Genomic DNA, 21,196 nt, shown 5'->3' with positions numbered 1-21,196 from the left:
ATGTTGCACACCCAAATCACGATCCCCCCAGTTAAATTCGATTTAAAAATTGATGGTAATACCAATAAGGCAATAAGAAAAAATATTTTTTGGTTATTATTCTTTATTAGTCTTTTCTCATCTCAATTCTTATTCGCACAATGTCCTACTGGAAATGTTATTTTAGAAACCCAGGAACAGGTAAATAATTTTGTCGCGACCTATCCTACTTGCACTAATATAAATGGAAGTCTTTTAGTGAGAAGTGAGGAGATTACTGATCTTTCCTTTTTAAAAAATATTATATCCATCAATGGTGATTTGAACATTGAGAATATCAAAGCAATTGAACTTTCACTAAGCAATCTTGAAAATGTGGATGGTGATTTTAATATTTTCGGCAATTATGATTTGCTTTATATACGTGTTCCCAAAATAAGTGCTATTGCAGGAGGGCTTAACTTAATAGGTATGTCCTATGCAAATACCATAACAGGATTCGATCAAATTAGATCTCTCAAATTTTTTAGATTTGAAGATAACAGCCATGTAGCAACTTTGCCAGCCTTTAGCAACTTGGAAGTTATATTAGAGGATTTAACTATAATTGCCAATCCAAGTCTAAAAGAGATTCTAGGTTTTCAATCCCTAACCTGCGTAAAAAATATATCGATTATTGACAATCCTGATCTAAAGATTATTAATTCGTTTTCATCTATAGCGAGTTTGGTTGGTGATTCTGGCGGATTAGAAATCACCGATAATCCTATTCTAGAATCTATTACAGGCTTTCAAAGCTTAGAAAATGCTCAGCATTTAATATTTGATAATAATGCAGGCTCTGTGGCTCCTAATTCATTCCCTAGCTTTCCTTCCTTACGCAGTGTAGATCATATTTACCTTACACAGTTCATTATGCCGCAAACTTACACGGCTTTTAATAATCTATTTCAGATAAATGATTTAAAGATTGAATCGCTTTGGAATTTAAAAAATATAAGAGGTTTTAATAATACACAATCCACCAATAATTTGTGGATAATTGATAACATAGATCTAGAGACTATTGAAGGCTTTGACAATCTTAAGCTAATTAATGGGTCATTTAAACTAAGTAATAATATTAAGTTGTTTAAGGTAAATGCATTTAAGGCCACAGAATATGTTAAGAATGCTTTTTGGTTATTGAACAATAGTTTAATCAATTTCGATTTTCTTGAAAATTTACATGATGTAGGTTCAAATAATTCAGATATTTTAATACAGAATATATCTACAGTTCAGGATTGTTCTGGTCTCTCCAATCTTCTGAAATATGGTAACATATCAAATAGTATTAATGTCTCCACAGGTGCCTTTGGTTGCAATACAAGAGCAAATATTGAGGCAGCAGCAGATACCGATAAGGATGGGATTTTAGATGTTGATGATCTGGATGATGATAATGATGGTCTTAGCGATCTTGAAGAAAATGCTGGGAATGAGTTCTTAGATACCGATGGTGATCACTTACCAGACCATGTAGATCTTGATAGTGATAATGATGGCTGCCCAGATAAAGAGGAAGGACTGTTATTATTTCAGCAACCTACTTTATCCCCTCAGATAACCAAAAACCCTGAGTTTTTGGAAGTGAGTGCTGGCAATTCTGCAAGCTTTTCCGTAGAAACCATTAATACTGATAGGTTTCAATGGCAGGTGAGTAAGGATAATGGAAATACGTGGGAAGATATTGATGCAAATACTATATATAGTGGAGTTAAAACTTCAGTGTTAAGCATTCAAGAAACCACTACAGAGTTTCATAATTATTTGTTTCGTGTTATTATTTCTAATAGTGGAAATTCCTGTAGTGCTCAAATCACTTCTTATTTTGCTTCACTAATAGTAAAATCAACTGTTTTAGGAAATCCAGGAGAAGACACACAATTGGAATTTTGCACATCCTTAGGGGAAATTGATCTTTTTACTTTAATTGAGGGCACTCCAGATAAAGGAGGTCAATGGAATCCACCCTTAAATAGCGGGACTTCTTTGTTTGATACCTCCAAGGATGACGAAGGTATCTATAGCTATTGGTTTAGAGATGATAACTGCCAAACAGCAAATGCAGAAATTTCTATAAGTTTTAAGGATATTACAACGGCAGGATCGGATGGAGATTTAAGTATTTGTAAAAATTCAGCTCCAGTAGATTTATTCACTATACTTAATGGCACACCTACTGTTGGAGGTACTTGGTCTCCTCCTTTAACTAGTGGAGAAAGTGTATATGACCCTAAGCTGGACAGCAGCTTAAAGTATACCTATACCGTAGGTGCTACAAATTGCAATTCAACTTCTGCGGAAGTGATTATAAATTTAATTGAAGAAGAATTTAATGCGGGAGAAGATGCAAGCCTTGAGCTTTGTGAAAATGAAGCACCTATAGATTTAAAACCTTTATTAGGACCAAATGCAGATGATAATGGCGAATGGACACCAATTTTAATAAATGGCATCTTCGACCCGAAAGTTAATGACAGTGGGATCTATGAGTATAAAATAGACAATAAAACCTGTAAAGCAAGTTCCTCCTTTGTATCAGTTACGGTAAATAAGATTCCTAATTCGGGAGTTTCAACTTCCATATCATTATGTGAAAATAGTCCTGTATTAAATCTTTATGAAATCCTAGGGCCTAATGTAGATAGAGATGGTACTTGGTATCCTCCTTTACTTAATGAGAATGGAACTTTTAATCCACAAACGGATTCTCCAGGAATCTATACCTATAAATTGAACAACAATTGCGGTAGTTCCACTACTGAAGTAATAATTCAATTAGACGCGGATGTGTCGATTAGTAACTATGAAATAAACACGTCCGACATCAGTGAAAATGCTTTTTTAGAAATAAACGTTTTGGAGATAGGGAATTTTGAATATTCTATAGACGGTGAAAATTATTATACGAGTAATAGATTTTCAAACTTATCTGGAGGTGAATATTCAGTCTTTGCAAGAGAAGTTGATGGTTGTAGGACCTTATCAGACTCTGTTATAATCCTTGATTTTCTAAAAGTTTTTACTCCCAATGGTGATGGTATCAATGAATATTGGAAACTTACCGGATTTGAAGGAGAATATGAGATTTATATATATGACCGTTATGGAAAGCTATTAAAGATATTGGACCCGAACGATAAAGGTTGGGATGGAATTTTTAATGGCAAACCAATGCCCGCAGATGATTATTGGTTCAAAGCACAAATGGCAGATGGTAAAACATATGGCGATCACTTTTCCTTGATTAGGTGATTTAGCTTTTCAGATCAAAATTGTTTATTTACACACTTCTCTAAAATATTCATAGATCATCACCATGGCCAAGGTGTCCAGTTCGCAATAACGTAACAACCCATTTCTTATAGCTTCCCGCTCTTCTTGCTTTACCTCTGGGAACTGTAATTTCCCATAGGCGAAAAGTGCTGCTCCTCCATCTTTGATTTCTGAAAGGCTGTCGGCAACTTGCTCTAGTTTTTCATTATCCCAACCTTCGAAAATAGGAGGTAGGGCTTTATATGGGCTTATTGGAATTCCATTCTCCATTTTTAGAAATACATGAGATGCTTCAAAATTCTTGCTGGTTAGATTTAAACTTGCTAATTGCTGTTGGAATTTCTCCTGAAGGTAGTCACTAGATTGCAACACCGCAGGAAGAATCGCTTTGATGGAATTTGATCCATTGGTTATTGGATCGTAATAATAATTCACAACGGTTTTTTGAAGATCTATCATGTCCCTCTCACCACACCACGTCTTTGTGTTTCTGCCGGTATTATGACTGATGGTTTCTATAAAATCTAAAAGCTCTTGTTTGTCAGATTCTTCAGAATTCCGCAACTGGTCATAGATCACATTCACAATGGTGTTCTCATGATTATGATATCTAAAAATGCTTCCTTCATTAATAGTAAGAGAATCTTTTAAAGCTCTTATAAAATCGAAATTGGGAAATACGCCAATTTCTGTATTCAAATATTCATTATAATGTTCCACGCGACCATCTTCAAAAACAATGTGATGACTGAATTGAAAAGCCAATTGTTCGTATGGATGCATTCCAGCCATAAATGGAATTGCAACTGCAGTAGTTTCAAAGTCTATAAAGTTGAGAGGAAATTGCCAAGATTCTAGTTCCTCCCGTAAGTTGTCCAAGTCGAAATGAGGAGATTGATTGTTGTTTTTTGTTTTTTCAATTTGCAACCATTGTCTTTCAGACCTGCTTATTTTTCCAGCTTCCGGGCGAATGTTGAGGTCGTTCTCTGATAATTCATGCATAAAGAATTTTCCTTTCTCTAATGCACTTCTAGCAGGATTGTACCAGACATCATATGCTTTAGGCTGATTAATTTCCGAAACAGGAAGTTGCAGTTGCGAGGTCCAACATTCATGGAAACCACTCTTTTCTTCTGCGCTTGGATTATCCACTTTGAATTCGCATTCTCTACAATGAGAACCAATTTCAATAAATATTTTGGTGTCGGTTTGATAATGCTCACGAAAATAATTCACCAATTCAGGGAACGATCAAGATTCATCTGCCGGGTTTTTGGATAGAATTAAATTTATTTCCTCATCCACATTTATAGCACATAAAATGGAGTCACCAAGATTTTCTCTAGTAAGTCCATCTTTCTTAACTATCCCAGTTCTTAAGTCGGAATTTGAAACTATTTTAAAACAGGTGTGCAACCCATCAACACTTGTGGTGGCATCTTTGTCAACAAGCTTTAAGGATGCAGAGATCTCCCATTCTGGATAACATAGCTGTATCACATGTTTTTGAAAAGCAATATCATATAAATAACTATCCCAACCTCCAAAAGAGCCGGTGGATTTTATAAAGGAGTTATGAGAGGTGCTAGAAATAGACTTTGCCTTGACTTCCAGTAGTTGTATTCGATTTCCTTTTTTAACCAAAATATCCACCCGAATGAAAAGCCCATCGATTAGAAAGGCAGGTTCAAAAATGGTGATGTTTTCTTGCTTTAGAAGCTCCTGAGTCCTGTCTGCTACTATTTGGTAGTTATAGTCGTCTCCAGTTATGGCAATCCCGTTAGGGTGCTCCATCCTCGCTAATTCCTCTACTTGGAATCCGCCTTGTGCCAATCCTTCCAAAAATGAATCTGTATCACTCTGATTCTCGTACTCACTCTTACGGGTATAGAAGAGCTTAGTTGGACAATCTAAGGCAAGTTTAAAGCGAGATTTGGTGAGGAGGCGATAGTTTTGCAAGGAGATGATTTTTAGATTAATTAATTTAATTTAGAACCTCAAGCTTGTAAAAAAACAATACTATATTAAATTTTTAAGACATTCCATCATTTTAATTTTAGGTTAGGATGAAAATTTGGTGCTATCTTGAAAGAATTTCTTTTGCTTTTTGTTGAATTCCCCTATCAGCTTTAGCTGCAACATTTCTAGATAATTCGATGTTTATACCATGTTTTACACCATTTCCAGAATTTGATATCCAATCTTCCAATCTCATTTTTCCTTTAGATTGATTAATACTTCGTAAAGTGACTGCAACATTTTCAGGACAGTTTACAACTTCTGCAATATTAAAGTTTGTAAGTCGATCGCGATAAGCCATGAATATAGATTCAGAAGAGCGTATATGTTCATAATCATAGCGATCACCACCACGTAGTATTTTTCCTGTATAGCAATCGGTATATAATGCTTTTCCATCTCCACCTCTCTCCAGGGCTTTTTGATGCAATTGTGCCTTTACCCTGGTGAATAGTAAGTCAATTTCAGTACGGTGGTAGGGGCGGTTGGGATCTTTCATTTAAGATTTTAAAAAGTGAATTCAATATCAACTATTAATGTATTTACTTCCTCAAGTTTTCTCTTATAACTACCAGTTACACTGAAAACTGGAGAATTTAATTTTGCAGAAGCTTCCAAAAGATTACTGTATTCAAATGTTATTTCAGATTTGACAGTACGTTTTGTAAGTAATGTCCCAGACTGGCTTGAGTCTCTTCCATCAATTAATGAAATTAGCCCTATTTCGTGATGTATATTATAATTATCAATCAAAAATCTTAATTCATCTATATTCTTTTCCTTATCGTAATTAACTTGTGTTTCAAATTCTTCATAAATTTCTAAAGAATTTTTGTAATTGTTCTCTTTCTCACTTTTGGCACTGCCTTCAAAACTGATTAAATTGTATTTAATTTCTCCGTTTATATCAGTGTTTATGGAACGACTTTCTTTTAATGATACTTTTGTAGAAATACTTTTTGCCCCTAATAAAGCCGCTGCTCTTTTATATAATTCTAACTTCTCATCAAGAAAATAATTCTCCCCTAGACTTTCATTAAGATATACGTTGTTTTTATAGGGATGTAGAAAATATATCGTATTATGATCTGGTCGATTACCAATTAATTTATTTGTCTTTATAAACTCATCTAAGTCATATTCTAATGATTTAACTTGAATGTTAGGACCAGCAGGATATTTTAGTTTATATCTATAATTTTGCGCTTTCTCATCCTCTTGAAAAATAACTATTTGTGGATTTATGTTCATTTTATTGTTTTAAACTATTAATAATAATATAGGCGATGCCTACAGCAAACAGAAGAATAAGTATTTTGTTAATTTTTGATTTTAATTTATTATTTTGTTTGATATTTTTAATAACATCAATTGTTCTTTCTCTGTCTATTTTTCTATTAATAACTTGAGAGTCTTTTTCTAAATTACTCAAGACAACATCAAAATTATCTTCGTTCTCAATCATATATGTGTAATAGATACTTCTATTCACATTGTCTTTATCTATATAATGGGACTTAAGAAGAAGATTATTTTTATTGCTTTTAAGCTCTAAAAAATCATCTTTATAATCTTGTTTCCAAGTGTCTGATATTCTTAATTCTCTATAGTGGTGCAAACATAAATCTTCATCTTTTACAAGCTGGCCGTTTACAATTACATAGTCAGTACCATTATTTTTCTCATTTTGGGAGATTAAAATTCTTTTCATATCAATTTTATTTAAATACTTTTTTCGTGAAATTTTTTAGCTGGTCATTATGGGTCAAATCAATTAATTCAATTTGTTTTAAAATGGAGTAGTAAGATTTGTTTTCATTCAATTTTAAAAACTCTGATCTCACTTCTTTTTGATTGTTTTTACATAAATCGAAATGTGTACCTACTATTAGTATATTTTTTTTGGAAAATTTATCTATTGAATTTATATGCTCGATTCTGCTATTGCTCGCCCTTCTATAACTGATACCTTCTTGAATAGGGTCATTTAAGTATTTAGAAATGTCGAAAAAATAGAAAATAACATTTGATTTTTTAATTATTCTGTCGTATTCATCTCTATATAAATTCCCGCCACCAATATCCTCTCCTGAATCTATTTGGATGACTTTTCCATGGCTTTTATATGTAAATGGACTGTACGTTTGAATTTCTGTTTCTTTATCAACAAAGGGAATATTTCGTAAATAGCTGAGAAATCTAGTTTTTCCCGCTCCTTGCATTCCTAAAATACCTAACTTGTTTTTTTCAGGATCTTCACTTTTGCTGAAAAACGCATAACTTCCTATTCCTAGCCCTAAAATTGTCGCAGCTCCCAGCGCTACTCCCCAAATTATTGGGATAAATAATGGTAAATTCATATTGTGTTAATTATTATTTGTGGTTAACTAAAAAATTAATTTTGATATGCTCTGACATATTTTGTTTGTTTACAATACTCCCTTGATTTCTTTTATATGCTAAAACCTTTATTCCTCTTGTATCTTGGAATGATCTTAAATTTTCCTCCTTAATAATTTTTAGTTTTTCAGGAAATAAAATCTGAACTTCATCAAAAGCTTTAAAGCCCTCACAAATTATTGTTGAAGGTTTTACTATTTCAATAATTGTCTTAGTCCATACACGGCCAAGTGCAAATAATTTGGACCTCAGGTTTTTTGGTAATAACCTCATGAGTTCATTAAAATCCGCTACATTATTAGTAGCCCAAGGATAGAAATTAAATTTTACTGTAGAGTTCCGTAATTCATCTTCTTTTCCTGCCATAGTGAAAAGGGTTTTAGTTTGTTCTCCTAAACTATGCTTATTGAGATAATATTCTAATGCAGTCATTGGGTCAAATTGTTCAACAATTTTACCATGCCATTTATGGTGGCCTCCTCCAGGGTTGAACCCGATTAATAAGAATTCTGGCCTTTCGAGCAATGGACTATATAGGATTTGACAGCCTTTGTAAATCTCATTAATACGAGGATTATTTTCGCATTCCTTTAGAATCAAGGAGTGATATTTTTTGATTTCTTCTGTGATTGCAGAGTAATCTGATATAATTTTTATCATAAGTAGGTTAGAATGCTTTAGATGCTGTTTTCTATAAGGGACTTATATTTAACCAACATCTGTAAATCTAAATTTTATGTTAAAGCGGTGGTTTGCCATTTAGTAAACGTATAGAAATTGAATGTTATCGTTTTTATTTAAATGATTCCAAAGGAAATCCGCAATTGGCTGGATTTTTTAGAAACCGCTTCATGATATTTTTAATTATTAATGCCCTACCATTAATAATCAGTTATTTACATAAAGCGGTGTTTTAGCTAGTTTGTGTGTTTTAAATTTCAAATTAATGCGTTACTAACGTCAGGAGATGACGTTTATGGATTTAATTTTAAATGACGTGACTTGTCGCTATCAAATTCTAACATTGATTTTTAATTAGTTGATCATGCATTACAATTGATATCTAGTTAATAGATGATTCAATTTAATTGTATGTCAATATTTAATCAATATAAAGTCACACCTTCATGAAATTTAAAAAAATGATTAAAATAGTTTTAATACTCATTCTATTCCTTAGCGTTACATCATGTGCTTCTGCAGGTGTAACAGAATATGAATATGGTTTCTTTTCAGGTATGTGGCATGGTTTAATCTTGCCATTCTCGTCGATAGGATGGCTGTTTAATTCTGATATAGGAATTGTTGCATTGAACAATAATGGAGTTCCATATTATTCCGGGTGGGTAGTTTCCATTTTAATTACACTTGGTTTTTATGGATCCTTATCTACTTAAGAAAACAGAGCTTAACTACTCAAGAATCATTTCGCCATTAATATTCTAACTAAATTCTAATAAGAATTTAGGGCACTTTGGAGTTGTTCTCTGATTTCTTTCTGCAAAATTTTCGGTTCAAATACCTTCACCTGATCTCCATAAGAAAGTAGCTCCATCTTAAAATCATAAGTGGGTCTAATGAAATAAGTAAACAGGTATTCTTTATCATCCTTTGAGATTAGTTTCTGACTTCGATGTAGCGGTAGGGATTCTATATATCTCCCTTCTCTCGGAGTAAATGATAAAAGTACGTTCACCGGTTTTTCATTAGTTCCATTAATAATTCCAAAAGTGTCTTTAAATTCTTGATTTACGTTGTATGAAATGGGTTTGAATTTGATTTCTGTTATCATCAGTGATACAATTCTGTCCAGAGCAAAATTCTTAATTATGTTATCTACATCTTTAGCTATCAGATACCACCTGTTTCTTGCTTCTTTTAAAGCAATAGGCATGACCTCCCTTTTGCTATCTGTATCATCATAAAATTTATGATAGTCAAATTTCACCTTTAAACTATTTTGAATAGCATGAAGTAGCCCAGCCATATTCTGAGTTCCTAAAGATCTTCGCTCTTCAAATACTAAACTATTACCTAAGCTTTTTGAAAGTCGAATTGCATTTAAGATCTCAAAATTTTCACGTAATCTCTGGGAATGAGTTTCTTCTAGATCATCCTTTATATAGTATTTGCTCTGACTCCGGTCAGATTCAATTTCAATTCCATAAATAGATGCAATGTCAAGAATGTCTCGTTGAAATGTTCTTTGAGAAGTCATTAAATTTTCTTCTCTGGAATCTGGATCCATATTCATTTCTTCTTGAACTTCTTCATAACTCATTGCTCTAAGTCTTAATAGAGAAATGATTTTATAATGACGTTTTATGGTTTGGCGTACAGACATATTTTTAATAGCAAAGTTTAGAAAAGAAGAGTTTTATTTGTGTTTCAAACAGCTCCAGAGGAATTCTGTGACCCAATTTAGGATCGATATGAATATCTATTTCCTCTTTTTGAATGTGATTCGCCAAAAATGATAAAGTCTCTCTGGGATCTACAATATCATCTATGCCTCCCAATACGATCTGTTTAAAGGTATTGCCTTTTGAATAGTGTGCACTAATCTGATTGTCGTCAACATATTTAGACAAGGGTGGATTAAAAAGCAAGCAAGGTCTTCCAATACTATCTGATATGATATAGGAATTTAGTGCGCCCATACTGCTGCCAATGACCACATTGATCTCTGTGCCCCTGATCGACTCAAGAATAAGTTCCGGTTGAATATGTTTTAAGTTGTAATCGATGTCTGGAGCAAATACGTTTCCATATTTTTCGAGCACTTCGCGTTTTTGATCATTTAATTTGCTTTTGAGTCCGTGCAGGTAAAGTATGTTCATAGTTATTTGGTTAATTGTTTATTAGAAAGATCACTTCGATAGGATTTTCCATCTTTAGACCAATTCCATTTATCGGCAACTTCCTTTAAATCGGGTAATTCATAATTCGAATCAGAGAGTTTTTCCTTTACTAATCTTCTCAGTTTACGATTCGCTTGTTGTTTTTCAGCTTTCTCAGAGACTGCAAAGCAGTTAGGAAGGATAGGATGTTTTCTTTTTGAATTGCTCATGTTTCGATTACAAAGTACAAATTAACAACAGGAAGACGACAAAATATGTCGTTCGCTAAGTTACTTCAATTTTCACTTAGCTATACCCAATTTATTGAACTATTAATTTGAGGGATAAGGTACTAACGGTTTAGATTGTAAAAGACAGATTCTATTTTTTAAATTGTTAAAATCTAAGTTGGGATTTCTCACTAAGTTTTTTGTTTCAACAATACGCTATGAATATTTAAGGTTCTGATTTTTATGATATTGCTTCGTTACTTTAGTATCCCCCAAAGGAATTAAAAATATCCTTATTTTTAATTCCTTAGAGTTCAATAAAAATCTCTGGGATTACTCAAGTATTATTTTAAATTTTGAGTTATAAAACAGGGAAGTTCAAGGCTTAGCATATTGCCTATTGGATGCCCTTAGCACTTTAAGTGAGTTAGAGATATGGTTTTCCGCAGTTTTTGTAGAACTGTTTAATTGTTCGGCAATCTCCTAATGGTTAAATGTTTATCGATTTAAACCCCAATAGATTATTTTAAGTCCATTTTTTTTGGTTTCCAAAACATCTTTGATGATGCGCTCTTCATATGGGAAGTAATAGTATTTGGAAAATTTATGAAATGAAAATTTGCGGATATTATGCGCTATTAAAAGAATAGGTTTTCAAATCATTATTCATCTGTTATGAGATTAAAAGCCCCTTTAGTTAAAAATTTAGAATCCGCATTAAATTGTTCTGCATCTTCAATAGCAACATATTCATTTCTTAGATGGTTTATTTTAACCTCAACCTGCTTAAAGGAATATCCTTCGCTGTTTTCAGCCTCTAAGATTAACACATAAAATTTATCATTAAGTTCAACGATCGCAGTTTCAGGTAAGGCTTTTGCCAAGCTGTTGCTGGTTATAATTCCTGCCTCCACAAACATCCCCGTTAAGAAATTATGCTGTTCTTCATCTTCAATATCCCCGTGGACTTTTATAGTTCTGTTTTCTTCTATTGAAGTCCCTATTAAATGGACTTTCGCTTTATATTTTTCTGAAGAGGCTTCCGGTATTTTAAATTCAATTACTTGTCCTTTTTGAATTTTCATAATATCCTTTTCAAAAACACTAAGCTCTAAATGAATATGTTCATTATCTATAATTTCCAGTATTTCTGTAGCTGCTGAAACGTACTTTCCCATAGTCACATTCATTTTCGTAATGTATCCGCTTATAGGAGCATATATGGTAGTAACCGATCTTATATCCCCTTTCTCCACATTCTTAGGAGAGATGTTTAACATAGTGAGTTGTTTTCTCAAACCGTTAAACCTGGCTTGCGCTGTTTTATAATCGCTTTCAGCTTTTAGAAAGCTTTTCTGAGAAGTGATATTTTCCTCAATCAATATTTTTTGTCGATCATATTCAGATTTCAAGTATGCCATTTGCTGACTTACCTCAAGATAGTTTTGTTGAAGGCTTACAAATTCTGGGTTTTCAATTGTTACTAATGCCTGCCCCTTTTTTACGCGATCGCCTAAAAGTAATGCGGTATTTTTAATATAGCCACCCATGGACGCACTTATAACTGCCTTATTCTGAGGTGGCACATCGATCATTCCGGTAGTTTGGATGGTTTCAGGAAAAAGTTTTTCCTCCAAACTATTTATTTGCATTCCATTTTGTTGAAATTGAGCTTTTGTGATTTGAATTCGCTCATCTACTACAACTGACTCATTTGCTGCATCATTGTCGGTATTATTTTCAGAATTACCACAACTTACCAGTGTTATTAGGAGGAATAAAGAGACAAAGTTATATAGGTGTCGTTTCATAACGAGTGCTTTTAAAGAGTTAGATAATTAATCGAAATAATAGTTTGATTGTATAAATTGAGTTGTTCCAGATAACCGATCTTAATTTCATAAGCGTTCTCTAAACTCATTATATATTGAAAGAAATCGATCTCCCCATTTTTGAATCCGGATTCAGCTGTTTTAAGAATTTCATCTGATAATGCCTTGCCTTCTTGCTCATAATAAGTTAATGCCTTTTCATATTTCATCAATTTAGCTTTAAGCTCTTTATATCTCGCAGTAAGATGAATTTCATAATTCTTTGATTCTTCAACCGCTACTTCTCTGGCAAATTTCGAGGCTTTTATGCGGGAGGATTGACCTCCAAATAACAATGGGATTTTCAAGCCCAATTGATAACCATACAGATTTTTATTAAGTTGTGCGTTCGATCCCTGAAAATATTCAAGACTGAAATCCGGTAATAGTCGTTGCCTTTCATAAAAGTTCTGAGCTTGGAGCAGCTCAACTCTATTCCGGTAGAAATCCAGTTCAGAACTAGCGCTCATTTCAACACCCTTTAAAGGAATTTTTTCAATTGGTACTGTTTCAATATATAGGCTGTCTTCCACTTGTACCACTTTTAAAAGATTGCTGTGAGCTACTTCAACCTCCAATTGCGCCTGCTCATATTGAATACCGATTTGTCTCTGCTTGGAGGTGGCCGTAATTTTCTCTAAATAATTTGTTTCTCCCAACTCAAAACGGCGTTGAGCAGAAGTTGCGAAGTGGCCATATAAACTATCAAGTCTCTTAAATATATACTCCTTTTCTTTTTCTATAAGATATTGATAGTAGGCAGTAGTGACCTGGCGCTTTATAGCATTTTTTATGATTTCCAGAGAATTTATCTCCAACTTATAATTTACCCGCTGTACTTTTCTATTGGCAAAGTAAACAGTAGGGAATTGAAAATTTTGCTGAACCCCAAAGGTTTGAAGGATCTCATTATTAACGGCAAGGTTGCTTTCATCGTAATTATAATAGATCTCAGTTTTATCAATACTAAATGCGCTGCCTATAAGGGCATCAGCTTGTTTCACTTTAAGTGTGGAGGCCTTTAGTTCTGTATTATTTTCTATGGCTAGCACAAGAAGTTCTTCCAGATTCTTAGGTTGTTGCGCGTAGCTTTGTGAAGAGAATAAAACTAATAGAATGATTAGTAGAGTTGTGATGCCTGTATTTTTATTTTTTTTAGAGTTTCTCTTTCCTTTTATATTGTGAAACATAGAATACAAAACAGGTAATACCACCAAAGTTAAAAGTGTGGAGGTAACAAGACCACCAATAACAACAGTGGCCAATGGGCGTTGAACTTCGGCCCCGGCATTTGTTGAAATTGCCATTGGTAAAAAACCTAAGGCAGCAGCAGATGCTGTTAAGAGCACTGCACGCAATCTGCTTTTAGCTGCTTTTATAATAAGCTCATCTTTATTTTCATGAGCTTTTAGATGTTTCAGTTCTTTAAAATGTTCAATTAATACAATACCATTAAGCACCGCAATTCCAAATAAAGCTATAAATCCAACTCCCGCAGAGATACTAAACGGTAAATCCCGAATCCATAATAAAAGGACACCACCCACCGCAGCTAATGGAATGGCAGTATATATTATTAGAGCTTCTTTTACGGAACTAAATGCGAAATAAAGCATAATGAAAATTAAGACCAAAGCAATTGGTACAGCTACTTTCAATCTTTCTTTAGCACTTTGCAGATTCTCAAATTGTCCCCCATAAGTAATAGTATAGCCTACAGGTAGTGTTATCTTGCTTTCAATTAAATTTTGGACATCATCTACCACAGATTGTAAATCACGATTACGCACATTAATACCAACCACAATTCGTCTTTTTGTATCGTCTCTGGATATTTTCGCAGCTCCTTTTGTATAGCTTATCCGGGCAAGTTCACGCAAGGGTATTTTATTTCCTGATGGAATATCTACGTACATATTCTCCAAATTGGAGATATCTTTCCGATTCTCTTCGTCCAGACGTAACACCAGGTCAAATCTTTTTTCCCCTTCAAAAACACTACCGAGAGAAGTGCCGGCAAATCCCATGGAAATAAGATCATTTAAATCTGCAATATTAAGACCATAGCGGGCAATTTTAGAACGGTCAAATTTTACATTCATTTGTGGTAAACCGGCAATTTTTTCAACTGTAATATCGGCAGCACCTTCCACATTTTCAATTAATCTCTTTATTTCATTGCCCTTTTTATTTAGGATATCCAGATCCTCTCCAAATATTTTTATGGCAATATCTGCGCGTACCCCTGTGATCAATTCATTAAATCGCATTTCAATAGGTTGAGTAAATTCCACTTCCATTCCTGGAATAATTGCTAATGCTTCCTTGAACTTATCTGCCAATTCATCTTTACTTTTAGCCGAAACCCATTCTTTTTTAGGTTTCAGTATAATAATAACATCACTTTCTTCCATAGACATAGGATCTGTAGGAACTTCAGCAGCACCAATCCGACTTACGATCTGGTCTACTTCCGGAAATTTATCGATGAGGATCTGCTCAATTTTAGTCGTGATCTCTATGGTATTACTCAAGGAGGTCCCAGTTTTTAGCACGGGTTGAATCACAAAATCCCCTTCATCAAGAGTGGGAACAAATTCTCCTCCCATTGTAGAAAATAGATAAATGGAAAATGCCAAAAGAGCTATTGCAATCCCTAAAACCAATTTTTTGCTAGCTAAGGCCCATTTAATGCTGGGTTCATACACGCGATTTAAAAAGTTCATCAATCGTACGGAGATGTTTTTTTCTGAAAGCTTTGCGGGTTTTAAAAATATGGAAGCTACAACGGGCACATAGGTAAAACAAAAGATCATGGCTCCAATCAAAGCAAAACTGAAAGTAAGGGCCATTGGTTTAAACATTTTTCCTTCTACACCACTCAAAGAAAGAATAGGGATAAATACTATAAGAATGATAAGCTGACCAAAAATAGCAGAGTTCATCATTTTTGAGGCTCCATTATAGGTGATCTCATCTGTAGTTATTTGTCTTTCAGAAGGGGATAAGGTGGCAAGATGTGCACTCTTTGCAGTTATTTGAAAAGCTATAAATTCAACAATAATAACTGCACCATCTATAATTATCCCAAAATCTATAGCGCCCAGGCTCATTAAATTTGCATCTACACCAAAGAGATACATAAAAGACAAAGCAAACAAAAGACATAATGGAATTACGGAAGCGACCACTAATCCAGAACGTAGATTTCCTAATAATAAAACCACTACAAAAATCACGATCAAACAACCTAGAATCAGGTTTTCTGCAACTGTAAATGTGGTTTTGCCTATCAATACACTTCGGTCCAGGAATGGATTGATGTAAACTCCTTCAGGCAGGGATTTTGAAATTGAGGCCACCCGCTCTCTAACAGCATCTATTACCTTCTTGGAATTTCCATCTTTAAGCATCATTACTTGCCCTAAAACTTTTTCTCCTTCGCCATTACCGGTAATTGCTCCAAAACGCGTGGCGCTACCAAAACCAACTTTCGCCACATCATTTATATAGACGGGGATCCCATTCTTGTTTTGTACCACTATGTTTTTAATATCGTCAAGGGAAGAAATAAGACCTTCTCCCCGTATAAAATACGCCTGATTCACTTTTTCTATATAACCACCTCCCGTAACAGAGTTGTTCTTTTCTAAGGCTGTGAATATATCCCCTGTAGAGATATCCATTGCATTAAGTTTCTCTGTATTTATGGCGATTTCATACTGTTTTAAATTCCCACCCCAGGTATTTACTTCTACAACTCCGGGGATTCCGGAAAGTTGTCGTTTTACGATCCAATCCTGGATAGTCCGCAAATCCATCACCGAATAGGTGTCCTCATAACCAGGTTTAATGTCGAGAATATATTGGTAAATTTCTCCAAGACCGGTAGTTATAGGTCCCATTTCAGGAGTTCCAAAACCCTCCGGGATTTTCTGAGATGCCGATTTTATTTTTTCGGCAATAAGTTGCCTGGGAAGATAGGTGCCTATTTTGTCGTCGAAGACAATTGTAACAACAGAAAGACCAAATTTTGAAACCGAACGTATTTCAATTACTCCGGGAAGATTGGCCATTTCCAGTTCCACAGGATAAGTGATAAACTGCTCCATATCTTGTGTAGAAAGATTTTGAGATGTTGTGATAACCTGTACTTGATTATTAGTGACATCTGGCACTGCACCAATTGGGATTTGAGTGAGTGAATAAATTCCGAAGCCTATTATAAAAGCTGTGAATAAGAGAATAATGAACTTATTATTGATACTGAATTTTATAATAGCTGATAGCATAATCTGAAATTAAAAGAAGAGGAAAGCTAAAGTGAAATAGCTTATTAAAAAATGACTAAGGTCAGTTGTGATTATGCCAACTTTGGAGGTTGAAAAACTCTTGGTTTTTCAAATAATGAGTAAGGTTCTTTGTAAAAGAAGTTAGAATTCCTATCGAGAAATACTTCTATCTTCAGTATCTGGATTGGAGCTTGATCTAAGAAGAAAACAAGGCTGGAAGAGGCACCTAATTGGTGTTTAAAAGGTAATTTTTGGTGATCTTCTTTTTCTTCCTGATGCTTTTTAGAATGTTCTTGCTTTAACTCCCCATAATGCTTTGATAGAAAAACTATAAAGTTATCTCCATATTCATCAAAATGGAAAGATCTATGTTCAATTAATTCATCAATTCGAAAAACATCAACCAGCCCAAAGTTAAAACTTTGAAAAAGAATTGTTGATGATAGCCATATGAGAGTAAAACGATACATACTCTGCTAATTTACTGAATAGGTGTTATTTATATGTAACTTAGGTTACATTGGAGATAGTTTTATATTCAGATTTAAAACCATTTTTATCATTACTAAAAAGACTATCTAAAAAATAAACGAACTACATTCTAAAACTGTTTCGGAATCATGTAGCTAAACTAGCTACTTTAATTTCAAATAGAACCAGTTTCAGAAAATCAAAAAGCTTATTAATTAGATAGCCTCATTAAGATAATTTAAAGATCAATAATTAAAATTTATACTGTAAAAAGGCAGAAATATTTCTTCCGGGTTCAGTAATTGGGACACGATTAAAATCTGATTGATTGGTAAAGGAAAAGTTTAAATGATTGTTATAATCCTTGTCGAAAACATTTAAAGCAGCAATGCCCAATGTTACATTATTCAAAGGATTTACCCCTAAACGCAGGTCCAAGGTTTGGTAGCCATCAGTCTTTGTTTCTCCAAAACTTCTTGAAATATTGTCTTGTTGAGAAACCAAGTTATATTGAGCATTAAACCAAAAACTCTCCTTTTCCAGCCCCAAAACAAATCTTGTGGTGAAGGGAGGTGTTAGGGGTAGGGCCTCATTTTGATCTTGATTTCTAGTATACACATAAGCGAATTCTGCTTTAAAGAAATACTCCCTCAAAAAGTCTAATCTTGTCATAGCTTCAAAACCAGTTTTATATGCATTGTCTAGATTTCTGAATACTTTTGGATTTTTAGGTTCCAGCATTGGCATAAATTTTCTATTTAAGCTTTCATCTACAATTCCAACTATATAATTTTCATATTTCGAATAATAAAAAGAAGTGGAAAAACTAAATTTATCCAATCCGTTTTCAAATTTTTCAAAACCCTTAAAACCTATTTCAAACTGATTATTTACTTCGGCATCCAGATTTGGATTTCCAATATATTCATAAGGATCTTGTCCAACAGAAAAGTGGTTGATATAACGTTCTATCATATTTGCAGAGCGCACACCACGACCGTATGCAGCTTCTAATACAAAGTTGCCGGCAATTTGTTTTTTAATTGAAACAGTACCGCTAACGTTATTTTCGGTACGTTTCTCTAAATTGTACATAGCAGCAAAATCCTCCTCCGGATCCTTAATGTTTGAAATCACCACGTCATTACGTAAACCAGCAGTAATATTTGTTGTTGCATTTACAGCCCATTTAGCTTCAGTAAATACCCCATAATCATTTATGTAAGAGTCTTGCCAAACTTTATCATTATATGTCATGGGCATTGGGAGGGTATTGCCATTCATAACTTTTACTATACGTGTTCGTTCTCCTTCACGCGCAATTTGCATAGCGTCGAAACCACTATATAGAATCAGCTTTTTAAGTGGCTGCCATTTTAGTTCGATTTTTCCACCAGAAGTTGTGGCGTTAACAGCAGACTCGGCTTTCGTAGACATAAAAGAAGGTCTGTTAAAATTATGCATTAAGTGGTCTACATAGCTGTAATAGGTCTTAAAGCTTAAACTTTTAGCTATTCCCCCAAGATTAGAAATTTTATAGTCCAGGGATAAAATACTGGAATTATCAAATTCTGTATCCATTGGTATTGCAGCATGTAGCACATCCCGACCAAAAGATTGTCTCCAATGTGCCTGCAAGCGTTGATCTTCTGTAAAATTATATCCTAGTTTAACACCATAATCGGTACTTCTAAAAGATGAAGGAATTTCAACATTATTACCATCTTTATAGTTTCCAAAATCACGATAACCGGCATTGGCAACTACATCATATTTTTCTTGAATATATTGAAGTTGTGCCATCGTAACAAAAGAACCACCATTACTTTCAAAGCCGGTGGAGACCTTTCCATGCAACCCATAATCCTCGTAGTCGGGTTTTTGGGTCACCAGATTAACAACTCCAGCAAAAGTAGCACCATAGCGCACAGTATAAGGACCTTTTATAATTTCAATTTTTGATATTTCCTCAGGGATTATATGTGTGGTGATGGGATCCATACGGTTTGGACAAGCATGCATAGCTTTAGTACCACCATCATATTGTATGTTTAATTGCTCGTATTGAGATGCTCTAAACGATGGATCTATGGCATAATTACCACGTTTTATAACTGAAAAACCATTTATGTCATTAAATAGATCTGCTACATTTTTTGGTTGTACTATTTTTTTATCTGTTTGATTTGAAATTTGAGTATGAATTGGATCTGTTTTTATATTTCCAATAATCAATACTTCGTCTAATTTTTCTTGTTTTGGTAATATAGAGTCTTGTGGGATTTTGTTTTTTTCTTGAGAAAAAGACATTCCCGAAATAAGTGCACATAAAAGCACACTATAAAAAGTTTTCATTTCGAAATTTTATAATTATCTATTTTTTTAATGGGAGTTACATGAATACTGTAACAGTTTGTAATGTGGATAATTAAATTCGTGGAGGATGATCTCGAAGAGAAACTTCAAGGGACTTATATAAATTAGAATATATAAAAGGTTGCTTTTTGGTATTTACAAGATCTACAAGATTCAAAATATTATTTTCTTCAATGGCGTTTGTGAAAAATAAAATTTCTTTAAGATCAATAATGCTGGCAGGTGTCCTTTTTTCATTACTCTGAGATTCAGAAACTTTTTTTAAGTGACATTTCCCATTACATTGTAAATCAGGCTTTTCCTTGTTCTCACATAATTGCTCTATAAAGCTATTTATATCTGTGAAATACCAAGTATAGACCAGAGTGGTTTTTAGGCTATTACTCAAGACCATTATTAATAAAGACATGGATACTAGGTACTTCATTTTACAAAAATAATGAGAGCTAGCTTTCTTAAATGCAACCAATGTTACATATAAAAATTATGTGAATTTTATATTTAGGTTTTTATCCAGCCTAGGGTGGATTTATATAAATGCTCCGGAATCCCCTTTATGGGATCACATTTTTTTGTAATCCTCATTCTCCGCAAAGTGCTTCGTAAACTTAATTTATACAGAATTTTGTTTTCTACATTTTAATATTATTTAGTCCATCCTATTTATTTTAAACGCATTACGGTAAACCGTAAAACTTTGTCTAATATGTTGATTAGGTTTGTTTTTTCGAAAAACGTTAATTTTTAATTTTAAGTGAAAAATTAAATTAGAAATTACAATCTCACGTTTTAAACTTTATGCCATTTTTGAGATTGAAATGGATTAATTAATTATTATTTATGAAAAAACAAATTACACTATTATTACTTGCTTGTTTTCTTTTATCAAGTTGTGCTTATCGAATTACAGACTTTACCATTATTTCAACTAAAAATGTAGACTTGTCTAAAGCCAGTACTTTTACAAGAGGTAAGGCTAGAAACGAAGGAGTAGATAAAGCCCATATAATTCTTACAATTCCTTTTGGAAGGCCTAATTTAAAAGAAGCCATAGATAGAGCTATAGAGGCCACTCCTGGGGCAGTAGCGCTCGTAGATGGTGTAGTTTACTCTAAATCTTGGTGGGCTATTGTTTATGGTCAAACAAAAATTATAGTAGAAGGTACTCCATTAATAGATCCTGCATTAGCTACTACTTTTGAGATGCCAGAGTATTCTATTGCCACCTTGGATAGAAATGGAGAAATTAAGGAGATTTCAGAAATCACGGAAGATGAATATTTAGACATGAAAGATGGGATTATTAAAGATACGAGTCCAGAAACATTTAAAAGTACTTTAAATCTTTAAAAACATTTTTTGGAAATATTAAAAGGCCTCGGGATTTCTGAGGCCAT

Annotated in this window: 19 protein-coding genes; 3 read left to right on the top strand and 16 right to left on the bottom strand. The window is 33.6% G+C overall.

The window, feature by feature from the left end:
- Positions 1 to 3,279 carry a T9SS type B sorting domain-containing protein gene (locus tag BC962_RS10045; RefSeq protein WP_121345868.1) on the top strand — a complete coding sequence of 1,093 codons (3,279 nt, stop codon included), beginning with the start codon at positions 1 to 3 and terminating at the stop codon, positions 3,277 to 3,279.
- Positions 3,280 to 3,303: 24 nt separating this feature from the next.
- Here the strand turns inward: BC962_RS10045 and BC962_RS16495 are convergent, their stop codons facing one another.
- From BC962_RS16495 to BC962_RS10015, 7 genes are all read right to left on the bottom strand, one after another.
- Entirely contained in the window at positions 3,304 to 4,536 is a 1,233-nt protein-coding gene (locus BC962_RS16495) for a DUF2779 domain-containing protein (protein WP_245984145.1), read from the bottom strand.
- A 15-nt stretch (positions 4,537 to 4,551) separates the two neighbouring features.
- Positions 4,552 to 5,259: a hypothetical protein gene (locus BC962_RS16490; RefSeq protein WP_245984137.1), complete on the bottom strand. Its 708-nt coding sequence runs from the start codon at positions 5,257 to 5,259 to the stop codon at positions 4,552 to 4,554.
- Between the two features lie 121 nt (positions 5,260 to 5,380).
- Complete coding sequence (locus BC962_RS10035; RefSeq protein ID WP_121345867.1) at positions 5,381 to 5,818, bottom strand: hypothetical protein; 438 nt, start codon at positions 5,816 to 5,818, stop codon at positions 5,381 to 5,383.
- An 8-nt stretch (positions 5,819 to 5,826) separates the two neighbouring features.
- Entirely contained in the window at positions 5,827 to 6,570 is a 744-nt protein-coding gene (locus tag BC962_RS10030; RefSeq protein WP_121345866.1) for a hypothetical protein, read from the bottom strand.
- Between the two features lies 1 nt (position 6,571).
- Positions 6,572 to 7,030, bottom strand: coding sequence for a hypothetical protein (locus BC962_RS10025; protein ID WP_121345865.1), 459 nt, complete (start codon positions 7,028 to 7,030; stop codon positions 6,572 to 6,574).
- 7 nt (positions 7,031 to 7,037) lie between these two features.
- Positions 7,038 to 7,679, bottom strand: coding sequence for a GTPase domain-containing protein (locus BC962_RS10020; RefSeq protein ID WP_121345864.1), 642 nt, complete (start codon positions 7,677 to 7,679; stop codon positions 7,038 to 7,040).
- 13 nt (positions 7,680 to 7,692) lie between these two features.
- A complete protein-coding gene (locus BC962_RS10015) occupies positions 7,693 to 8,379 on the bottom strand; it encodes a hypothetical protein (protein ID WP_121345863.1) in 687 nt (228 codons plus the stop codon).
- 482 nt (positions 8,380 to 8,861) lie between these two features.
- Between BC962_RS10015 and BC962_RS10010 the strand changes: the two genes are divergently transcribed.
- Complete coding sequence (locus BC962_RS10010; protein WP_147405648.1) at positions 8,862 to 9,116, top strand: hypothetical protein; 255 nt, start codon at positions 8,862 to 8,864, stop codon at positions 9,114 to 9,116.
- Positions 9,117 to 9,172: 56 nt separating this feature from the next.
- On the opposite strand, the gene BC962_RS10005 is transcribed toward BC962_RS10010, so the two are convergent.
- The 9 genes from BC962_RS10005 to BC962_RS09970 all read right to left on the bottom strand — a co-directional run bounded on the left by BC962_RS10005 (position 9,173) and on the right by BC962_RS09970 (position 20,226).
- Positions 9,173 to 10,063 carry a helix-turn-helix transcriptional regulator gene (locus BC962_RS10005; RefSeq protein ID WP_121345861.1) on the bottom strand — a complete coding sequence of 297 codons (891 nt, stop codon included), beginning with the start codon at positions 10,061 to 10,063 and terminating at the stop codon, positions 9,173 to 9,175.
- 4 nt (positions 10,064 to 10,067) lie between these two features.
- Positions 10,068 to 10,559, bottom strand: a complete 492-nt coding sequence (locus tag BC962_RS10000) for an alpha/beta hydrolase (RefSeq protein ID WP_121345860.1) — start codon at positions 10,557 to 10,559, stop codon at positions 10,068 to 10,070.
- Between the two features lie 2 nt (positions 10,560 to 10,561).
- The gene (locus BC962_RS09995) at positions 10,562 to 10,789 is read right to left on the bottom strand and encodes a hypothetical protein (RefSeq protein ID WP_121345859.1); all 228 of its coding nucleotides are present in this window, start codon (positions 10,787 to 10,789) and stop codon (positions 10,562 to 10,564) included.
- Between the two features lie 378 nt (positions 10,790 to 11,167).
- Complete coding sequence (locus BC962_RS16640) at positions 11,168 to 11,269, bottom strand: helix-turn-helix domain-containing protein (RefSeq protein ID WP_394337512.1); 102 nt, start codon at positions 11,267 to 11,269, stop codon at positions 11,168 to 11,170.
- 182 nt (positions 11,270 to 11,451) lie between these two features.
- On the bottom strand, positions 11,452 to 12,600 hold the full coding sequence (locus tag BC962_RS09990) for an efflux RND transporter periplasmic adaptor subunit (protein WP_121345858.1): 1,149 nt from the start codon (positions 12,598 to 12,600) through the stop codon (positions 11,452 to 11,454).
- A gap of 11 nt (positions 12,601 to 12,611) precedes the next feature.
- On the bottom strand, positions 12,612 to 16,952 hold the full coding sequence (locus BC962_RS09985; RefSeq protein WP_121345857.1) for a CusA/CzcA family heavy metal efflux RND transporter: 4,341 nt from the start codon (positions 16,950 to 16,952) through the stop codon (positions 12,612 to 12,614).
- 71 nt (positions 16,953 to 17,023) lie between these two features.
- Complete coding sequence (locus BC962_RS09980) at positions 17,024 to 17,422, bottom strand: hypothetical protein (RefSeq protein WP_121345856.1); 399 nt, start codon at positions 17,420 to 17,422, stop codon at positions 17,024 to 17,026.
- A 253-nt stretch (positions 17,423 to 17,675) separates the two neighbouring features.
- On the bottom strand, positions 17,676 to 19,778 hold the full coding sequence (locus BC962_RS09975) for a TonB-dependent receptor domain-containing protein (RefSeq protein ID WP_121345855.1): 2,103 nt from the start codon (positions 19,776 to 19,778) through the stop codon (positions 17,676 to 17,678).
- Positions 19,779 to 19,851: 73 nt separating this feature from the next.
- Positions 19,852 to 20,226 (bottom strand): hypothetical protein, encoded by a 375-nt coding sequence (locus tag BC962_RS09970; RefSeq protein ID WP_147405647.1) that lies wholly within the window; start codon positions 20,224 to 20,226, stop codon positions 19,852 to 19,854.
- 413 nt (positions 20,227 to 20,639) lie between these two features.
- Here BC962_RS09970 and BC962_RS09965 point away from each other — a divergent pair, with 413 nt between their 5' ends.
- Positions 20,640 to 21,149, top strand: coding sequence for a hypothetical protein (locus BC962_RS09965; RefSeq protein ID WP_121345853.1), 510 nt, complete (start codon positions 20,640 to 20,642; stop codon positions 21,147 to 21,149).
- Positions 21,150 to 21,196: the final 47 nt, after the last annotated feature.

The sequence above is a fragment of the Gillisia mitskevichiae genome (assembly GCF_003634585.1).
GTDB lineage: Bacteria > Bacteroidota > Bacteroidia > Flavobacteriales > Flavobacteriaceae > Gillisia > Gillisia mitskevichiae.
Note: the sequence above shows the minus strand (reverse complement) of the source record. Positions and strands in the feature narration are given on the sequence as shown.